Raw genomic sequence first — 17,022 nt, forward strand, 5'->3', positions numbered from 1 at the left:
AACGTGGATATTTTCATTTATTCTTCCATAATGGAAAAATAAATTTGTTCACATGCAATCATTCTGTTAATCTTTTCTAGCACTTCTATTGAATAAGCAGATTCATCGATCCCTGTTTGGGGATCAAATGAAGCCTTAACGATGGCAATAACTGCTTGATTCATGGCGTCTATTTCATCCATTTTTGGAACAAATGGATAATGAACATAGAAATAACGGTCAATGAGTTGATTGCTAAACCGATAAAAAGAAGGATCCTTTTGCTCAAGGTCAGCGAGCGTCTCTTTTAATTTTAAACGGAATGGATGTTTGTTCATATAAGGAAAAACACTCGGATTAATCGTTAAACGTTGACTGAATTTCACGACTTCGAACTCTTGATTAATGGATTCTGCTTGTAATAGGCTTACAATAACCGTCTTAATGACTGGATGAATATTTTCTTCTACAAGCATATTTGCAAATAAATCTATGTATGGTTTTATATCAGCACGCTGAAGGTGGTTGATTAAATGCCATTGTGCCATCGTGTCATGGTTGTCTATCGCTTCTTCTAATTCATGTTTTGTTACATTAACTTCTTGTTCGACTTGTTCATTCACTAATGGCTGATTAACTTCATATAGCTTCTTTAATTGCCCCTTTAAAGAACTAGGAATGTGACCATGTTCCAAGGTTTCATCAAGAAGCTCTGCGACTTCTTTATGTTTATGAAATTGAAATAATAATGTTGCATAAATATTTATGTATGAAAAATAGTTGTCGTCCTGCTTAGCAATAAGGTCCTCACACATTTGCTCGGCTTCCTTCTGTCTTCCAAGTTCAATTAAACACGTCAGTTTACCTAAGGCTACTTCTTGATCGGTAACACCATGAGCTATTAATTGATTTAAATAGTTTAGTGCATCTGCAAATTGTTTATCCTGCATGGCTTGATAAGCATTTTTTTCAAGATCTTGCTTTTGCTTAGGGAACAGGACAACATTATCATGTTGCCGGTTCATTATCTACCCCTCCTTCCCTCTACTTATTGTCTGTATCTATGCTTTAGTAGTTCCTTCCCTCTTATTCACCATTTCAAACAAGCCTGTTGCTGACAAACCAGCTAATCCCCCAGCCCAGAGGCGCAAGACAAGCTCAAGGTCAGTAAAAGGATAGGCAACACTACCGATTAATAAGCCGATAATAAAGCTAATCGATGGAATGATATTCTTTGGTAAATTGAATGTTAATTTAATCATTTCCACTAAAGCAGACACAATAGGTAATAACACTGTTGCAAATATGAGTACTTGTTCCACACGAATCCCTCCCTTGTATAAAAGATACGTGTGAACTTAACAGAACATACTTGCAAAAGCAGAAAAATCACTAAGCATTGAAATAAGCGTTAGCTTAATGTCCTTCTCAATTATAGACTAAATTTATCCAAAGCTGCAAATGTGCTTTAAAAGAAGATCTAACGAAATTTCTTACTTGTTTACTTATTTACCTCATAGTCAAGAAATATACATGTTGTTAACCGTTCATTTGTCGTAAATCTTAAACGTATGGTTTACTTTAACGGATTATCTATTGGTTTACAAGCACTTTATAACTTTGACGTAAATCGCTAAAAATTTTTCGCATGCAATTTGCAGGTTCGCATTATATTATATATTAGGGAGGAAAACACCTCCCTAATATCCTACTCAATGGTGACGACCTTTTAAGTATCGCGGTCGTCTCTTTTTCTTTCTTTTATTTTCTCGCATGTCACTTAAATCTTTTAATGCTGAGATTATGTTCTTAAATATTGCTGCCAACAAAGCAACCAAACTAACAACCATCTCAACATTCACCATGGCACCTCCTCTCTATATTCTATTTTATGCATGCTATTTTCGGTCATGTATATAAGACTTGAAAATATGCTAAAAATAAACTTATTTAACCATTATTTAGTGCGGATTTACCATATCGAGTTGGAAGGTATAAATATAACACAGGTGTGTAAAATAAAGATATGCCAAAACAAAGGTGGTGAGCCTTATCGAAGCACAACGTGCACAAGAAATAACGATGATACCTGATATGATTCATGTCACTTGTAACGGTGAGAAAGTCTATATTGAACATGTGGATCAAGATAAAAACCTAGCCACTATCCATCCATTATCCAATCCAGAAGATAAAAAAAGTGTATCTGTTGATCATTTAGAAGAACATTAATTTTAAAATTTTTAGTGGAAACGCCACCTCCAAGAAAAGCTAGTAAAAGCACAAAGAGCTTGGGACAAAATAAACGATTTTCGCTCTAAACACGAACGATTTTTTTAAACGAACCTTCCATCAGTGGGTATTTTCGTTCTTCGCCCACTGCTTGCAGGTTCGTTGAGTAAATCACGACATAAGCGTCCATTATCACTCAACTAAATTGATTTGCTCTACTCCCTATTTTGAGGGTGATTTACGGATGGTTATCTGTTATGAAATAAATGGAAGTACGGTTTCATCTCTACAAACTGTAGGTCAGTTAGACGTTGTCACACGACGTGACGGGTTTAGTCTAACCTTTCACTAAGCAAAACAAATGACGCTTCCGAGTGGATCTTCAGATCGCCCTGCCCCCGGGATTCTCGCATATTTCAGTTGCTAAATTATTTATCCCAAAAAATAAAAATAAATAACCGAACTACAATTGGTTGAATACCTATTATAGTTCGGTTATTATATTGACTTATTTATTTTTATCCCACTCTTATTTCTTAGCCATAATATTTAATCAATAAATGTGCAGCTAAAACATGATTTACCGTAAGATCCAACTCCCCTCCTGCATTTAATATGAGAGAATTAGTTAGTATGGTTTTGCTGGAACATAGCAATTGCTGCATACTCACTTTCTAATAGTCGACTTAACCGTATGTAGAGCGGAATGAGTTCTGTATAAGTTTTGACATTGTTTTTAATAGGTTGATTAACTTGTACAGTTTCGACCATTTCAGAGACTGCGTCAAGGTCATCAATCTCACCTATTGCGTAAAGACCTAATACAGCTGCTCCTAAACAAGAACTTTCGACGCTAGCTGGAACATGGACATCTTGATTAAATATGTCAGCTAACATTTGTCGCCATACCTCTGATTTTGCAAAACCACCCGTTGCATGGATTTTATCGGGAAAACCAATCATTTCCTTCAAGGCAAGCATAACCGTATACATATTTATATTTATTCCTTCTAAAACCGCACGCATCATATGCTCTTTCTTATGATGCATGGCTAATCCAAAAAATGATCCACGCGCTTGTGCATTCCATAACGGCGCACGCTCCCCCGCTAAGTAAGGATGGAAAATAAGACCTTCTGCTCCAGCAGGAATATGGGCAATTTTTTCCGTAATGACATCATAAGGATCTCGTCCTAACGTTTTAGCTTTTTCTACCTCTTGATAGCCCATCTCATCACGAAGCCAACGCATAACCATACCGCCATTGTTAACTGGTCCCCCAATCACCCAATGCTTATCAGTTAGCGCATAACAGAAGATTCTACCTTTTGGATCCGTAACGGGGCGGTTAGTAACCGTACGTATCGCACCACTTGTGCCAATCGTTAAAGCAACAACACCAGGCTTAATCGCATTTACACCTAAATTGGCAAGTACACCATCATTTGCCCCGATAATAAAAGGCAGGTCTTGTGGTATGCCAAGTTCGTTCGCAACTTTCTTATCCAAACCTTCTAATCGTTCTGTTGTTGGCACAATTCGCGACAATTGGTTTCGATTAATACCAGCTACTGCCAACGCCTGATCATCCCAATCTAAATCAATCAAATTAAATAATCCGGTTGCAGATGCAATAGAATAATCAATAACATATTGATTAAAAAAATGATGAAAAACATATTCTTTTATTGAAATGAACTTGGCTGTCTGTCGATACACTTCGGGCCTGTCATTTTTTAGCCAGATAATCTTTGCTAAAGGTGACATCGGATGTATTGGTGTCCCCGTTCTAAGATACAGCTCATGACCTTGATTATCTTTTAATGCTTTTACGTATGGTTCACTGCGTTGATCTGCCCATGTTAAATTTGCCGTTAAAGCCTCACCTCTGTCATTGACAGCAATTAAACTATGCATTGCTGCACTAAAAGAAACAAACATTAGTGCCTTTTTATCAATACCACTAATAGACAGAACATCCCTTATCGTATACTTAACCGCTCTTAGAATCTCATTAACATCTTGTTCAGCAGCCCCAGAGACAGGTGTGTCTAATGCGTACTCAATAGATTGTTGTGCAACGACCGCACCAGCTCGATTAAATATAACCGCTTTTGTACTGGTCGTTCCTATGTCTACACCAAGCATATATTTCTTCATTGTATATTCCTCCACTATCATTTAACTTACTATTATTATACCTATGACAATGTTAAATACGAAAGGTTTATTCATCGGTTCTAATAATTCTGTATTTCTTGATCCATAAATATTTATTATATAAATAAACTGATTACCATAACCGTTAATAAACCTACTAAACCAATTAATGTTTGCATAACGGTCCAAGTTTTGAAAGTATCCTTAACTTCTAATCCAAAATAACGACTAACAAGCCAAAAGCCGGAGTCATTCACATGCGAAAGTACAGTTGCACCTGCTGCAATGGCAATCACAACTAAAGCAAGCGAGGGACCGTCAAATTCCATAATTGATAATACTGGAGAAATTAAGCCAGCTGCAGTAACCATTGAAACAGTTGCAGATCCTTGTGCTACGCGAACAACCGCCGCAATTAAAAATGCTAATAAAATGGGAGGCAACGCAGATGCAGCCATTTGTTCACCTAATACATCAGCTACACCAGAGTCTATTAATACCTCTTTAAACACCCCACCTGCACCAGTCACAAGAATAATAATTCCCGCCGGTTCTAATGCCTTTGTTGCAATATCTTGCACCTCTTGTCTAGAGTATCCTCTTTTGGTCCCTAAGAATGTAAACGTTACCAATACTGCTAAGGTTAATGCTACAATCGGATTACCAACAAAGGTAGTGATTTCTCTAACAATGTGACCTTCTTCAAATAAAACCGTAGATAATGTATTAACTAAGATTAATACTAACGGAACAAGGATAATTGAAGCAATCATTCCAAAGCTCGGTAAATCTTTTCCAGGCACTTTTTCTTGAAAGTTCATATATTCCGGAACCTTGACGTGAACTTTTCCAGCAATAAACTTACCAAATATCGGTCCCGCAATGAGCATAGATGGAATACCAGCAATTACTCCGAATAAAATCACCCATCCTAAATCCGCTCCAACTAAATTGGCTACCGCTATAGGACCAGGTGTTGGTGGGATATAACTATGTGTCACCGCTAATCCTGCTAATAGCGGTATTCCATAATATAATAGAGAACGTCCCGTTTTTTTAGTTAACCCATAAATTATTGGGACTAAAATAATGAAACCTACATCAAAAAACACAGGAATAGCTACCAAAAAACCAGAAATACCTAATGCCCATTGCGATTTGTCCTCCCCAAATTTCTCTAAAAGGGTCTGTGCTAATCTTTCTACACCACCAGACACTTCGAGCATTTTTCCAAACATAGCACCTAAACCGACTACAATGGCAACAAATCCTAGTGTCCCTCCCATTCCTGCCTCAATAGATTCAATAACATGATTTAGTGGCATTCCTGCGGCTATCCCTACAAGCAAACTAACTACCATTAAGGAAACAAAAGCATGAAGTTTTTGCCTTATGACTAAAAACAACAAACCAAATATCCCTGCAATCGCTACCAGAATTAACATGGTTCCAGACATCTATAATTCCTCCCCTATAACAATTAATAAGACTCAACAGAATGACCACCGAATTGATTCCGCAACGAAGCGACCACTTTCCCACTAAAAGTGTCTTGTTCAAGAGTGCGATTTCTCATCATTAATGATAATGCAATCACAGGTGCGACTGCTTGTAATTCTAAAGCTGTCTCTACCGTCCATTTCCCTTCACCTGATGAGTGGACGACTCCTTTGATTTGTTTTAGATATTGATCCTTTGCAAAGGCATCTTGTAATAACTCTATCAGCCATGATCGGATCACCGAGCCATTATTCCAAACACGAGCGACCTGTTCAAAATCATAATCAAATACTGACTTCTCTAAGATATCAAATCCTTCACCGATAGCTTGCATCATTCCATATTCAATGCCATTATGAACCATTTTCAAAAAATGGCCACTACCTGAAGGCCCTGTATATAGATAGCCATTTGGTACAGAAACGTCCTTGAATATCGGCTCAACCTCTTGATAGGCTTGCTTATCTCCGCCAATCATAATACAAACACCATATCTCGCACCTTCCGTTCCCCCACTCGTTCCAACATCCAAATAACCAATCTCTTTTGCTCTTAAAGCATGGGCACGACGAATGGTATCTTTATAGTTTGAATTGCCACCGTCAATTAATATATCTCCACATACTAGTTTAGGCGTTAATGATTTAATAAGATGCTCTGTGGCATCGCCAGCTGGGACCATCATCCAAATTATTTTTTTTTGACCCAATTTAATAACAACATCGTCCAACGTATAAGCTTCAATCGCCCCCTCTTTTCCTGCTTCTGACACTGCATTAGCATTAATATCATACGCAATCACTTGATAACCTCTACCTAACAAGTTTCGTGTCAGATTCATCCCCATTTTCCCTAACCCTATGATCGCAACTTTCACTACAATCCCTCCAGCAAAATATTTTTCCTTAATTAAATAATACGAAAAAATATTATTCTTTGCAAGCGTTTTCTAATTTTTTTTAGAAAAATTACCATAGGACTTGTTATTATGAAAGCACTTTTGATTAAACATTTAATTTTTCTTAAATTACCTTTATAATAACTGTAATATAATTTTTCAGGAGGTATTTTAATGTCTCGTTCAGATACACATTCATGTTTGATGAGCATCCGTTCACATTATTCGACATTTAGTGATAAAGAAAAAGCGATAGCAGATTACATTTTATCAAATCCTAATAAAGTGATTCACGGAACGATTAATCAAGTAGCAGAAGAAATTGGATTAGCGGATTCAACAGTCTTTCGCTTCTGCAAGCGAATAGGCTTCAAGGGATATCAAGCTATGAAAATTGCTTTAGCTGCTGAATTTGTAGAACCCATACAAGATATCCATGAAAATATATCAGCAAATGATGATGAAAAAACCGTTCTTGAAAAAGTATTTCACTCTAACATCCAAACATTAGAAGATACTTTAAAAGTTATCAATGAAAAATATTTTAAAGATGCAGTAGAAGCCATATTGTCGGCAAAAAAGGTGGAATTTTTTGGTAGTGGCGGATCTAACATCATTGCTTTAGATGGTTACCATAAATTAATTCGTACGGGTATTAGTGTTTTTGCTCAAGCAGATACTCATATGCAATTAATGGCAGCTTCTCAAATGACAAGTGAAGATGTCGCTATCCTTATCTCTCATACAGGAACAACAAAAGACATTTTAGATATCTATGAAACCGTTATGAAAAATGGAGTGAAAACAATTGGAATCACCGGCTTCACCCAATCACCACTTAGTCAAAAAGTCGACATCCCCTTATATACACTCTCGGAAGAAACCGACTTTCGGTCTGAAGCATTAGCTTCACGAATTGCACAACTCAGTGTTATTGATGCTATTTATGTTAACGTACTAATGGCTAGAAAAGAAGCTGGAAAATTATCAATTGAAAAAATGAGAAAAGCCATCGCTACAAAAAGAATTTAATTAATGAAAACACTTAAGTTACTTTGCTAAACGTCGCTAGCGGATAGCACTTAAATGTTTTCATTTACCGGAAATTGATTTATTAACAACTAAACGTTTGAACTGTCTATTTCAATTCACGCAATGACCAATTCGTGGGAGAAGAACGAAAACACCTACTGATTGAAGGTTCCTTTTATTAACGATTTAACAAAAGAAAAAACAGCCATTTAAATTATTAAACATTTTTTTAGTAAGTTTATCGATGATCAACTGAACAGCTGAACTTTTTATGGTATGAACTATAGTTTAGGTGGTGAAATAATTTTACCAAATACAATAAAATTAAATCTGTAAACGTTTACAAATCCTGGCGGAAAGGGAGGGCTGAAGTGCAGCGTGATTTAAAAGCATGACTGTAACAATAAATGCCATTTTTTCAAAAGGAGGAATAAAACGATGAAACAAAAAGTATTCAAACTGGTTTTTGCTGCCGTTGTTTGTTTTGTACTGACGATACCAGCAACCATTGTTAATGCAGAAACAAGAACCGACAATTCAATCGGCAACCACGGTGGCTACGATTACGAATTCTGGAAAGATAGCGGTGGCTGGGGAAGTATGACACTTAACCAAGGGGGTACTTTCAGTGCCCAGTGGAATAATGTCAACAATATATTATTCCGTAAAGGTAGAAAATTCGATCAAACGCAAAGACACCATCAGATTGGTAATATTTCAATAAATTACGGTGTCAACTACCAACCAAATGGTAATTCTTATTTATGCGTTTACGGATGGACGGTTAATCCACTTGTTGAATATTACATCGTTGATAGCTGGGGAAGCTGGCGCCCACCAGGAGCTAACGCAAAAGGAACGATTACTGTTGACGGTGGTGTTTACGATATCTATGAAACCACTAGATACAATCAGCCTTCCATTATAGGGGATGCCACTTTCCAACAGTACTGGAGTGTTCGTAGAACGCGACGAACTAGTGGAACCATATCTGTAAGTGACCACTTTAGAGCTTGGGAAAACTTAGGTATGCCAATGGGTAATATGTATGAAGTTGCACTTACAGTAGAAGGTTATCAAAGCAGCGGTAGCGCAAATGTGTACAGTAACACATTGCGCATTAATGGGACCCCAATCCCTAGCTGGTAATTTAACAATAAGACAACGATAGATTTTCAGATTAGTATGCTTTGACTTACATCAACGTAATGAGCAGAGTTGTAAATCAATTTTTTCAAAGTCACCTCTCAGTATCCTCTACAGTACTGGGGGGTGATCGAAATTTTGCTAAGGTCTTAGGTGAACGCATCATCCTCTTTTCACCACTGAACATCAAATTAGCTATGCAGATCAGTTCGGTTGATACACTCCTAATCACTATCACCAAAGTAATGATATCTTCAAAGATAATGGAGAACTAGTTTCCAAGTCATTTTCAGCTTACACAAACCAAACCAATCGCCCTCATCAAATACTTAATTTGCGATGATTAAATATGCAATAAATATAACAATATAAATAATTAATAACAAAACAGATACCTTTGCATATTTAGTTTTAAAAACATCTTTTACATTATGTTTAAAAATACCTGAAATTAACACCGCAAAACTTAACCCAAGACACAATATAGATACGATAAATAAAAATGCTTCCATTGAAAATTCCTCTCAAAAATATTTAGTAACCTTATCGTAGCAAATGACATGACCTTTTAACATCGATTGATAGAACAAAATGCTTAACGATATGACAATATTGTCACATGGAATCCAATGGTAAACGCCCTATACTTCCTTTTATCATTTTTTGAGTTTACGCTGATAGACAATTAAAGTGATAATATTCAAACTAATAGTACCGATGAGAAGAATGGCTGCTATAGACGCTCGACCACCCATTATGTCCATTAAAGCCGACCAATCCTCAACCTTTACACGATTATAGTCATTTAAAAGCTGGAAGAATAGTGATATAGCACATGCACTCATGCTCAACATGGAAAAGAGCATCCAATTGTTATTAATCGGCTTCATATACCGTGTCAAATTGACAATGGGAAGGATCCAAGCAACGAGTCCCAACACAAAACTACCTATATTTAACCAACCGATCATGATTTCCCTCCTTTTTCATTTTTAACATCATAAATCCATATGTTCAATCCTATTTTTCAAAATTCGAATGGCCAACAATAAGGACAATACGCTAACCACAATAAAAGGTGCGACCATAAGAATAGCAATGCTACTTTTTAGATATCAAGACATCCATGCTAATATAATAGGCAAAATGATTAACACATCGATAAACAAAACTATATTTGGAAGCATTTCCAACGTGGTTATCACCTTCATAAATAAATTAATTATATATTAGTCTTTCAAAAAGGAATACTAAATTTATAAATTTTTTGAAATGATTTATTAATAAATTCTATAAATTTTCAAATAACATCAAGATTAAAAAAGGGGGAAATTACTTGGTTTTATTTGGGGTATACCATTGATACGGTATAAGATATTTGTGCTTGCATCAAGAAAGACAAACTATTAAATCAACTGGAGGAACTAGAAAATGAAAAAAGAAATTAATAATTATATGACACCAGCTGAAGCAGCTTTCAGATGGGGAAAGAATCAAGAAACCGTTAAAAACAAATTAAAGCCATCCTTAAACAAAGAATTAGATGAAATGATTGAATTGGGACTTATAAAGTATTTTCAAAAGCCTGGTGGTTCACGTAAAGAATGGATTATAAGTGTACAAGCAATGGAGAAGTGGTTTGACGAGAAGTGACTGATGTCAAGTGACTTACATTTCATTTATTTGTATGCAGATATTTTAGCCGATTGGCTACTTTTCATTTTTGCAGACGTCGAATTTCATAAAACGAGCCTTTAATCAGTGGGCGTCTTCGTTCTGATTGGTCATTGCGTGAATCAGGACATGAGCGTCCGTTAGCTCCCGCCTAAATCAGTGAGCTCTATCCTCTACTTTGAGACGGGAGTTTTATGGACGCTTAGCTGTGATAAAGGTGTGCTTTATCGTTCTTCAACAGCATTGCTATTAACAACTGTGTATAAAATATTATGCGCTGCTTCACGCATTGCCCATAGAGTATCATTGCTGGCGGTATTCACTTGAGGGACACCTCTAGGAGCCAATCCGGTTAAATATAGATCATTACCGTTGCGGATACCAAGCTCAAATACCATGTAAGGAAACTCTTCCAACCCAGGACCATTCATATAAAAGTCGGTATTGACCATGCCTTGAAAGCCCCACTCCTTGCGAAGTACTTCTTTGAGCAAGGCGTTACTCGCACCGGACCAAACAGCACCAATACTGTTAAAGGAAGACATCACACCACTTGCTCCCCCTTTTTTCACCGTTATTTCAAACGGCTTCAAATAAATTTCCCGCATCGCCTGTTCATTACTCCATGTTAAGACACCAAGCGTACGGTTTTGCTCTTGATCGTTTAGCGCAAAGTGCTTCATATAAACATATCCACCTTGGCTTTCATACCCTTTCGTAGTAACAGCTGCCATCTTACCTGACAAGAGCCCATCTTCTGAATAATACTCGAAATTTCTTCCACCAAATGCAGTACGGTGAATGTTCATCGCTGGTGCATACCAGCCGGTTACATTATAAGCCTGTCCCTCAGCACCAATGGCTTCTCCCATTTTTTCTGCAAGATGTAGATTCCAAGTCGATGCCAGAACAACTACCGAGGGGAATGCAGTCCCATCTATGGAATCATTTGAAATAAAAGTTGAGATTCCAGAAGGTCCATCATAATCTCGTGTTGCCGGCTTGCCCACCGAAGGAATTTCAACAGTGCGATAACCACCAAGCGTGACCAAATCAACCATGTCATTAACAGACAATTGGTCAAGCAGTTCACCCCAGCTTTCATCATCATAATCCACACCAATGTAATCTTTTAACTTCTTATCGTTCTTGGCATCTGTCGTCGGTGGATCTGTATGCTTGTCGGCTGGCACATCATAGCGTGCACTGTTAATAACATTCACAAAATCAGCTTCTATAAGCTTTCCTTTAACTGTTTTTTCTCCATCATCTGTTGTGATTGTTAATTCCTCATTATTATCAATTTGACTAATGTTTTCAAAGCCGTTTGCTCTGGAAAGATAGGTAGCAATACTTCCCTCTCCGGTCACATGATCATCAAACTGGTTGACTGGCGCCTGTCCATCTGTAGAACGCCCGGAGCCAAACACTGTTTCGGCAAGACTTTTGGAACCAATATCCTCGATTTTCTCATGAGAGTTGTGCATAAGATAAAGCTTGTATTCACCTTCCTCCAGAACATACGAGCCTGTGCTGCTATAAATCTTATCGTAATCGTAAGAGGCCATATCTTCTACTTTGAATGAAATGGTAATCGTCACTGATTCACCTGGCTGAAGCATATCCGTCTTGTCAAAAGCAATCAAATTAACAGAAGATTTTTCTATTTTTCCTGTATATGGTGCAGAATAATAAATTTGAACAACTTCCTTCCCTTCCGTCGAACCGGTATTTGTTACTTTTACATCAAAAGTAACATCTGTGTCATCCCAGTCCAGGCTTTCTGACACCACTTCCTGTTCGAAGGTCGTGTAGCTTAAACCATAACCAAATGGAAACTGCACTTTTTCTTCATAATTAATAGCGCCTTCAACTGCCGCAGTTTCATAAAAACGATAGCCGACATAAATCCCCTCCGAGTAATCAATGTACTTTAAAGGTACCCCCTTTGCATCTACAGCTTGCTCATAGGAGCCGTCAACATTTTCAACAACGTAGTCGAAATCACCGAAATTCGTGATTGCCGGTGGGTCCAGAAGACTCCTCGTATAGATGTCTACTGTTCTCCCAGAAGGATTCACTTCCCCCGAAAGAACTTTCCCGACGGAATTAAATCCATTTTGCCCCGGTCCGCCGACAGTTACAATGCTCTTAATTTGGCTATATCCATCTACCCAATCAAGTTCAAAGGGATTGCTACTATTAACAACAAGAACAACATTGTCAAAATGTGCTGTAACCGCATCAACCATCCCCTTCTCTCGATTACTTAACTGAAGGTAATGCTTGTCAGGATCAAGGTCATCCTCATAGCCATATTTACTCCCAGATGCTCCAAAAAGTCCTCCTTCAAGATCAAAAGTATCAGGACCGTCCATACTTCTTGGAAGATCTGCCCCTTCACCGCCGGAACGTGCAATAAAGATAATTGCAATATCTGAATAATCTGTTGCCTGCTCCATCCTCTCAGCGGTGTAAAATTCGGTGGCAATCGGCTCTGGAATCGTCCAGTCCTGACCGTCTAAATCAATGATCGGTCTCTCGATATTTAACGCTACATAATCATTGTATAATTGTTCATTTATCTCAAATCCTGCATTTTCAAGTCCTAATTTCGGGGTAATGGCTGTCTCAATGTTCACTTTACCTGAACCTGTTCCCCCATAAATCGGATTCGTAAAGCTCCAGCCAAAAACGTTTACCTTTGTTTTTTTCTCGGACGACGTTGTGATCGGTAGCATGTTATCATTGTTTTTGAGCAAAACAACCCCTTCATCAACAATCATTTGTGCAACAGTTTCCGAATATTTGCGCGCTTCCGCCTCTTCCCGACTTTCGATGTCGATTGTAGTAAAAGGCGCCGTGATAACATCAGAAAAGTGAGCTAATGCAATATTTCCTACTACACCGAAGATCAGTAACAAAGCTAACAAAGAACTTGTGATCACACGAATTTTTTTCTTGCTTTTTCCAGACATCTTTTGTTGCCCCCTCATCATCTTACTAGGATTGATATGCTTTTAAGGTTCAACTTTTTTAGATGTTTTATTCGCCCTTTATTAAACGCATTCACATGACTCCTTATGTATTATAAAACTACAAATCCAGATAGAGAAAATAAAATTATAAAACCCATTATTTCACCTTTTTCTTTCAATTTCTTCTTAAAGTGTACTCCCCGTTTCTTCAACAAGGTCACGATAGCTTCTTTCGCTATCGCCACCCGTTTGTTAAATAAGGAAATGTCCAAATCAATTACTTTTCTTTTTTAAAATCCTTAACTTTTCTGCAAACATACACCATCTGATAACTATCTTCTGTTATAGGAGTTTCTTTCCAGTCCTTGTAAACATTGATTATTTCAAAACAATTGTCAGTTAAAATCCGTTCCATTTCTTTTGGAAATACGTAACGTAGGGTTATATTTGTTTTTACTTCATTGACTATTTCTTCATCAGCATTTTTAAATTTTCTTATCGTTGTATTGTGTTGCAATTGATTTAAAGGGTCATAGCTACTGACTGTATAAACATCTACTTCATTTTGAGTATCCCTATCAATATATGTTTTCCAGTACTCCTCTTTACTCGGTTGAAACAACTCCTCCGCACTTGGAAATCTTGTCCCAAATATAAAAATTCCGTTGGTTTCTAAATGCCTGTTCACAGACATTAACAAGTCATCTTGAGCATCGTTTGTAAGGAAATGTTGAAATGAATTCCCTACGGAAAATATCAGATTACTTTTTGCTTTCAAATCTAATTTAGAACAATCTTGTTCCACCCAATCTATCTGTAAATTAAGGTTAGAAGTTTTGTTTTTTGCTTCATTAAGCATACCTTTATGAAGGTCCACTCCTATTACTCTATACCCTTTACTTGCTAAGGGTATAGTTACTCTACCTGTACCACAAGCTAAATCAACAATTATACCTTCAGTTTTCGATGCCCATTTTTCTAAAAAAATGATATCTTCTGTATATGTATCGTTCTCCTTATCATATAAAATAGGGTCATCATATTCTTCTAAATTATCTAATTTCATTTTTTCAATCATTTAAAATCTCCTTAAAATAATTTACATCATATAAACAAATTAAACGCTATCTTGAAGTATAGCTCACCGTTAGTATAAAAAACTTTTTCTTCACCTTAAATAGCTCGTAAGTTATCTAAAAGTTCTCGAAGTTCATCTACATCAGTTGTCTTTAAAACCCTTCGCTGTTTAAAATAGCAAATGTTAGGAACTCATAAATAACGCTACTTATCAAAGTATTCACTAATGTAATCTGTAACTGTACTTGAATTTGAAAAAGCTAAGATAATTCCACTTAGAATACACAACCCACCAATAAATTCTAAAGATTTGACTGTCGAGCTTTTAACCGCTACCTCCATTATAATCACCTCATACAAATTATTTATAACTCAATCATACATTAAATAGGTAAAACCTACTACACCTGTATGTGTAAAAAAGTGATCGCTTTGACACGGATGAGGGTGGAGGTGGGTTTGTCAGTGATGAGAATAAGTTGATTTATATAATTTAATAATATTGAAATTAAATGTTGTAACTTTACAATTATTAAGTATAAATAAAAGCGTCTGTCTACCAAAAATATGGTGATGTTGAATTTTTCGGACCCGATAATCATGGACTTTTTCTGTTACTTGGCTACAATTCGGACAATGATGAGGAACACGCGCCAACTCTACATGAAGTTGATAATAGCCATCTTGTTCAAATGATTTTGTCACCATAACCCCTTCTAATCCTGGTAAAGAAATGTTAAAATGCATTATGCACGCAACTCCTTTTTGTTTGTTTTGTTCCTCTAAACAAATGATAACAAATGAGGAGATTGCGTGTTTTTATTTCTCTCAATTTTTTCTTTACCCCAACATATATTTTAGAGCCATTATTTAATGGTTACAATTTCCATTATAAAAGACACCCTACTCGGATGTCTTGTTTTTCATATCCTCTATGTTTTTATTAAGTCTACTTAACTGTCTAATTATTATCCAATTCTGATCCACTAAAGCAGTTAAGTGGGAAATTTTTAATTCTTCTAACGGTTCAGCAAAAGTTAAAGTCGAACCATAACTTAAAGTTCCATTTTACACCAAACCATTCGCAACTCTCTCCAAAACAATTAAGTCTTCTTATATTAATTAAGAGCCTATAGTGGGCTCTTAATTAGCAACAAACACCACTATTCTGAATCTACATAATTAACATTTACGGTAATTTCATTTTTATCGATTAGGAAATTGACGTTATATCTCGGATGAATTTTAAATGTTTTGTTTTCTTTAATTTCTACAACACCATGAATTTCATCCTGATCTTTATTTATAAAGATGACTGTTTTTTCTTCTAGATTAGTAAACACATTAATAGAATCATGATAATGAAATGTCAAGTGTTCAAATTGTAATTTATTCATTTTTCCATCTTCTTTTTACTCACTAAGTACTTTACCCTTTCCGTTTAAAGATGCAACTTTTCTCCCACTTTTGTGAAGCTTCCATTTTCGCTCTCCATGCCCAGCAGTATCTTTATTAATAGTATATTTCCCGTTTTTAAAAGTTCCCGAATTTTTATTAAGAGGAGTTTTCCCATTCTTGTCTTTGAATTCTCCTAACTTTATATTTCTTTTTGAACCCAGAAGTGATTTAGGTATTCCATATGTAGAATGAATAACATTCCTTGGGTTATTTAAGAATTTCTTAATTGTCTTATAAAGTAAATGACCATTTGCAATAACTAATCCGCCAAGTACTATGGCACCTGTAGCAGTAGGTGTTACTTGACCAACCCCAGGAATTAAATAAATAGCAGGAGCTAACCAAAAATATGCAAACCCTTTGAACGAGGCAAAATCATTTCCACTAAACAAATACAAATAACTAAAATAATAATCAACAACTTTGTTTAGATAATTCCCAATCAATCACTTTTTCTTTATGTCCAACTTTTTTCATACCCAATTTTTCTAAAACTCGAATAGAACCATAATTGTCTTGCAGTGTATCAGCTATTACTTTTTCTACTTTAGATGTACTAAAAGCCCATTGTATTAACACTTCAACAGCTTCCGTAGCATAACCATTATTCCAATAATCTTTTAGGAAACCATATCCAATTTCAACTACTCCGTTTTCATTTGGTTTCTCTTTAAAACCTAAGTCACCAATTACTATATCATCAGATTTACGTACAACCATCCAACTCCCCCAGTTTAGTATAGAAGGGTCTTTATTTAACTGCTCCAAATAGTTTGATATTTCAGGTCCATTTTCATAGTTTTGGTTTATAGCAGTTTGGACTGTTTCTGCTGTACAAGATATAATTTTTAATCTATTAGTTTCAAGTTCCATTTATGTGTCTCCTTT

At 36.2% G+C, this 17,022-nt stretch carries 19 protein-coding genes; 4 read left to right on the forward strand and 15 right to left on the reverse strand.

Annotated elements, in window-relative coordinates; genetic code table 11:
- Positions 1-17: 17 nt before the first annotated feature.
- The 3 genes from JOE23_RS10195 to JOE23_RS10205 all read right to left on the reverse strand — a co-directional run bounded on the left by JOE23_RS10195 (position 18) and on the right by JOE23_RS10205 (position 1,841).
- Positions 18-1,004, reverse strand: coding sequence for a DUF3196 family protein (locus JOE23_RS10195; protein ID WP_204438155.1), 987 nt, complete (start codon positions 1,002-1,004; stop codon positions 18-20).
- Between the two features lie 36 nt (positions 1,005-1,040).
- Positions 1,041-1,301, reverse strand: coding sequence for a holin (locus JOE23_RS10200; RefSeq protein WP_204438156.1), 261 nt, complete (start codon positions 1,299-1,301; stop codon positions 1,041-1,043).
- 390 nt (positions 1,302-1,691) lie between these two features.
- Positions 1,692-1,841, reverse strand: coding sequence for a hypothetical protein (locus JOE23_RS10205; protein WP_204438157.1), 150 nt, complete (start codon positions 1,839-1,841; stop codon positions 1,692-1,694).
- 190 nt (positions 1,842-2,031) lie between these two features.
- Here JOE23_RS10205 and JOE23_RS10210 point away from each other — a divergent pair, with 190 nt between their 5' ends.
- Positions 2,032-2,211 carry an H-type small acid-soluble spore protein gene (locus JOE23_RS10210; RefSeq protein WP_204438331.1) on the forward strand — a complete coding sequence of 60 codons (180 nt, stop codon included), beginning with the start codon at positions 2,032-2,034 and terminating at the stop codon, positions 2,209-2,211.
- Between the two features lie 624 nt (positions 2,212-2,835).
- Here the strand turns inward: JOE23_RS10210 and gntK are convergent.
- The 3 genes from gntK to gnd all read right to left on the reverse strand — a co-directional run bounded on the left by gntK (position 2,836) and on the right by gnd (position 6,748).
- Entirely contained in the window at positions 2,836-4,359 is a 1,524-nt protein-coding gene (gntK, locus tag JOE23_RS10215) for a gluconokinase (protein WP_204438333.1), read from the reverse strand.
- Positions 4,360-4,487: 128 nt separating this feature from the next.
- Positions 4,488-5,828 carry a GntP family permease gene (locus tag JOE23_RS10220; protein WP_204438158.1) on the reverse strand — a complete coding sequence of 447 codons (1,341 nt, stop codon included), beginning with the start codon at positions 5,826-5,828 and terminating at the stop codon, positions 4,488-4,490.
- Positions 5,829-5,851: 23 nt separating this feature from the next.
- Positions 5,852-6,748: a phosphogluconate dehydrogenase (NAD(+)-dependent, decarboxylating) gene (gnd, locus tag JOE23_RS10225; RefSeq protein WP_204438159.1), complete on the reverse strand. Its 897-nt coding sequence runs from the start codon at positions 6,746-6,748 to the stop codon at positions 5,852-5,854.
- A 195-nt stretch (positions 6,749-6,943) separates the two neighbouring features.
- On the opposite strand from gnd, the gene JOE23_RS10230 reads away from it, so the two are divergent.
- Both JOE23_RS10230 and JOE23_RS10235 read left to right on the forward strand, forming a co-directional pair.
- Entirely contained in the window at positions 6,944-7,801 is an 858-nt protein-coding gene (locus JOE23_RS10230) for a MurR/RpiR family transcriptional regulator (RefSeq protein ID WP_204438161.1), read from the forward strand.
- A gap of 438 nt (positions 7,802-8,239) precedes the next feature.
- On the forward strand, positions 8,240-8,950 hold the full coding sequence (locus tag JOE23_RS10235; RefSeq protein ID WP_204438162.1) for a glycoside hydrolase family 11 protein: 711 nt from the start codon (positions 8,240-8,242) through the stop codon (positions 8,948-8,950).
- A 326-nt stretch (positions 8,951-9,276) separates the two neighbouring features.
- Here JOE23_RS10235 and JOE23_RS10240 read toward each other — a convergent pair whose 3' ends face one another.
- Together JOE23_RS10240 and JOE23_RS10245 are read right to left on the reverse strand one after the other, a co-directional pair.
- Positions 9,277-9,459, reverse strand: a complete 183-nt coding sequence (locus JOE23_RS10240; RefSeq protein WP_204438163.1) for a hypothetical protein — start codon at positions 9,457-9,459, stop codon at positions 9,277-9,279.
- 144 nt (positions 9,460-9,603) lie between these two features.
- Entirely contained in the window at positions 9,604-9,918 is a 315-nt protein-coding gene (locus JOE23_RS10245) for a hypothetical protein (protein WP_204438164.1), read from the reverse strand.
- A 460-nt stretch (positions 9,919-10,378) separates the two neighbouring features.
- Here JOE23_RS10245 and JOE23_RS10250 point away from each other — a divergent pair, with 460 nt between their 5' ends.
- A complete protein-coding gene (locus JOE23_RS10250) occupies positions 10,379-10,600 on the forward strand; it encodes a helix-turn-helix domain-containing protein (RefSeq protein ID WP_204438165.1) in 222 nt (73 codons plus the stop codon).
- Between the two features lie 245 nt (positions 10,601-10,845).
- On the opposite strand, the gene JOE23_RS10255 is transcribed toward JOE23_RS10250, so the two are convergent.
- From JOE23_RS10255 to JOE23_RS10285, 7 genes are all read right to left on the reverse strand, one after another.
- Entirely contained in the window at positions 10,846-13,599 is a 2,754-nt protein-coding gene (locus tag JOE23_RS10255) for a beta-glucosidase (RefSeq protein ID WP_204438167.1), read from the reverse strand.
- A gap of 277 nt (positions 13,600-13,876) precedes the next feature.
- A complete protein-coding gene (locus tag JOE23_RS10260) occupies positions 13,877-14,677 on the reverse strand; it encodes a class I SAM-dependent methyltransferase (RefSeq protein ID WP_239585356.1) in 801 nt (266 codons plus the stop codon).
- Positions 14,678-14,880: 203 nt separating this feature from the next.
- Entirely contained in the window at positions 14,881-15,018 is a 138-nt protein-coding gene (locus JOE23_RS10265) for a hypothetical protein (protein ID WP_204438170.1), read from the reverse strand.
- Between the two features lie 120 nt (positions 15,019-15,138).
- The gene (locus JOE23_RS10270) at positions 15,139-15,423 is read right to left on the reverse strand and encodes a transposase family protein (RefSeq protein ID WP_204438171.1); all 285 of its coding nucleotides are present in this window, start codon (positions 15,421-15,423) and stop codon (positions 15,139-15,141) included.
- Positions 15,424-15,839: 416 nt separating this feature from the next.
- The gene (locus tag JOE23_RS10275) at positions 15,840-16,073 is read right to left on the reverse strand and encodes a hypothetical protein (protein WP_204438172.1); all 234 of its coding nucleotides are present in this window, start codon (positions 16,071-16,073) and stop codon (positions 15,840-15,842) included.
- 15 nt (positions 16,074-16,088) lie between these two features.
- On the reverse strand, positions 16,089-16,580 hold the full coding sequence (locus tag JOE23_RS10280; protein ID WP_204438173.1) for a hypothetical protein: 492 nt from the start codon (positions 16,578-16,580) through the stop codon (positions 16,089-16,091).
- On the reverse strand, positions 16,549-17,007 hold the full coding sequence (locus JOE23_RS10285; protein ID WP_204438174.1) for a GNAT family N-acetyltransferase: 459 nt from the start codon (positions 17,005-17,007) through the stop codon (positions 16,549-16,551). Before JOE23_RS10285 ends, JOE23_RS10280 begins: the two co-directional genes overlap by 32 nt.
- Positions 17,008-17,022 lie beyond the last annotated feature (15 nt).

Source organism: Amphibacillus cookii (genome assembly GCF_016908375.1).
GTDB lineage: Bacteria > Bacillota > Bacilli > Bacillales > Amphibacillaceae > Amphibacillus_C > Amphibacillus_C cookii.

Coding starts and splice junctions, on each gene's coding strand:
- JOE23_RS10195 (WP_204438155.1), bottom strand. CDS start 1,004: ATGAACCGGCAACATGATAATGTTGTCCTGTTCCCTAAGCAAAAGCAA.
- gntK (WP_204438333.1), bottom strand. CDS start 4,359: ATGCTTGGTGTAGACATAGGAACGACCAGTACAAAAGCGGTTATATTT.
- JOE23_RS10220 (WP_204438158.1), bottom strand. CDS start 5,828: ATGTCTGGAACCATGTTAATTCTGGTAGCGATTGCAGGGATATTTGGT.
- JOE23_RS10230 (WP_204438161.1), top strand. CDS start 6,944: ATGTCTCGTTCAGATACACATTCATGTTTGATGAGCATCCGTTCACAT.
- JOE23_RS10235 (WP_204438162.1), top strand. CDS start 8,240: ATGAAACAAAAAGTATTCAAACTGGTTTTTGCTGCCGTTGTTTGTTTT.
- JOE23_RS10240 (WP_204438163.1), bottom strand. CDS start 9,459: ATGGAAGCATTTTTATTTATCGTATCTATATTGTGTCTTGGGTTAAGT.
- JOE23_RS10245 (WP_204438164.1), bottom strand. CDS start 9,918: ATGATCGGTTGGTTAAATATAGGTAGTTTTGTGTTGGGACTCGTTGCT.
- JOE23_RS10250 (WP_204438165.1), top strand. CDS start 10,379: ATGAAAAAAGAAATTAATAATTATATGACACCAGCTGAAGCAGCTTTC.
- JOE23_RS10255 (WP_204438167.1), bottom strand. CDS start 13,599: ATGTCTGGAAAAAGCAAGAAAAAAATTCGTGTGATCACAAGTTCTTTG.
- JOE23_RS10260 (WP_239585356.1), bottom strand. CDS start 14,677: ATGATTGAAAAAATGAAATTAGATAATTTAGAAGAATATGATGACCCT.
- JOE23_RS10265 (WP_204438170.1), bottom strand. CDS start 15,018: ATGGAGGTAGCGGTTAAAAGCTCGACAGTCAAATCTTTAGAATTTATT.
- JOE23_RS10270 (WP_204438171.1), bottom strand. CDS start 15,423: ATGCATTTTAACATTTCTTTACCAGGATTAGAAGGGGTTATGGTGACA.
- JOE23_RS10275 (WP_204438172.1), bottom strand. CDS start 16,073: ATGAATAAATTACAATTTGAACACTTGACATTTCATTATCATGATTCT.
- JOE23_RS10285 (WP_204438174.1), bottom strand. CDS start 17,007: ATGGAACTTGAAACTAATAGATTAAAAATTATATCTTGTACAGCAGAA.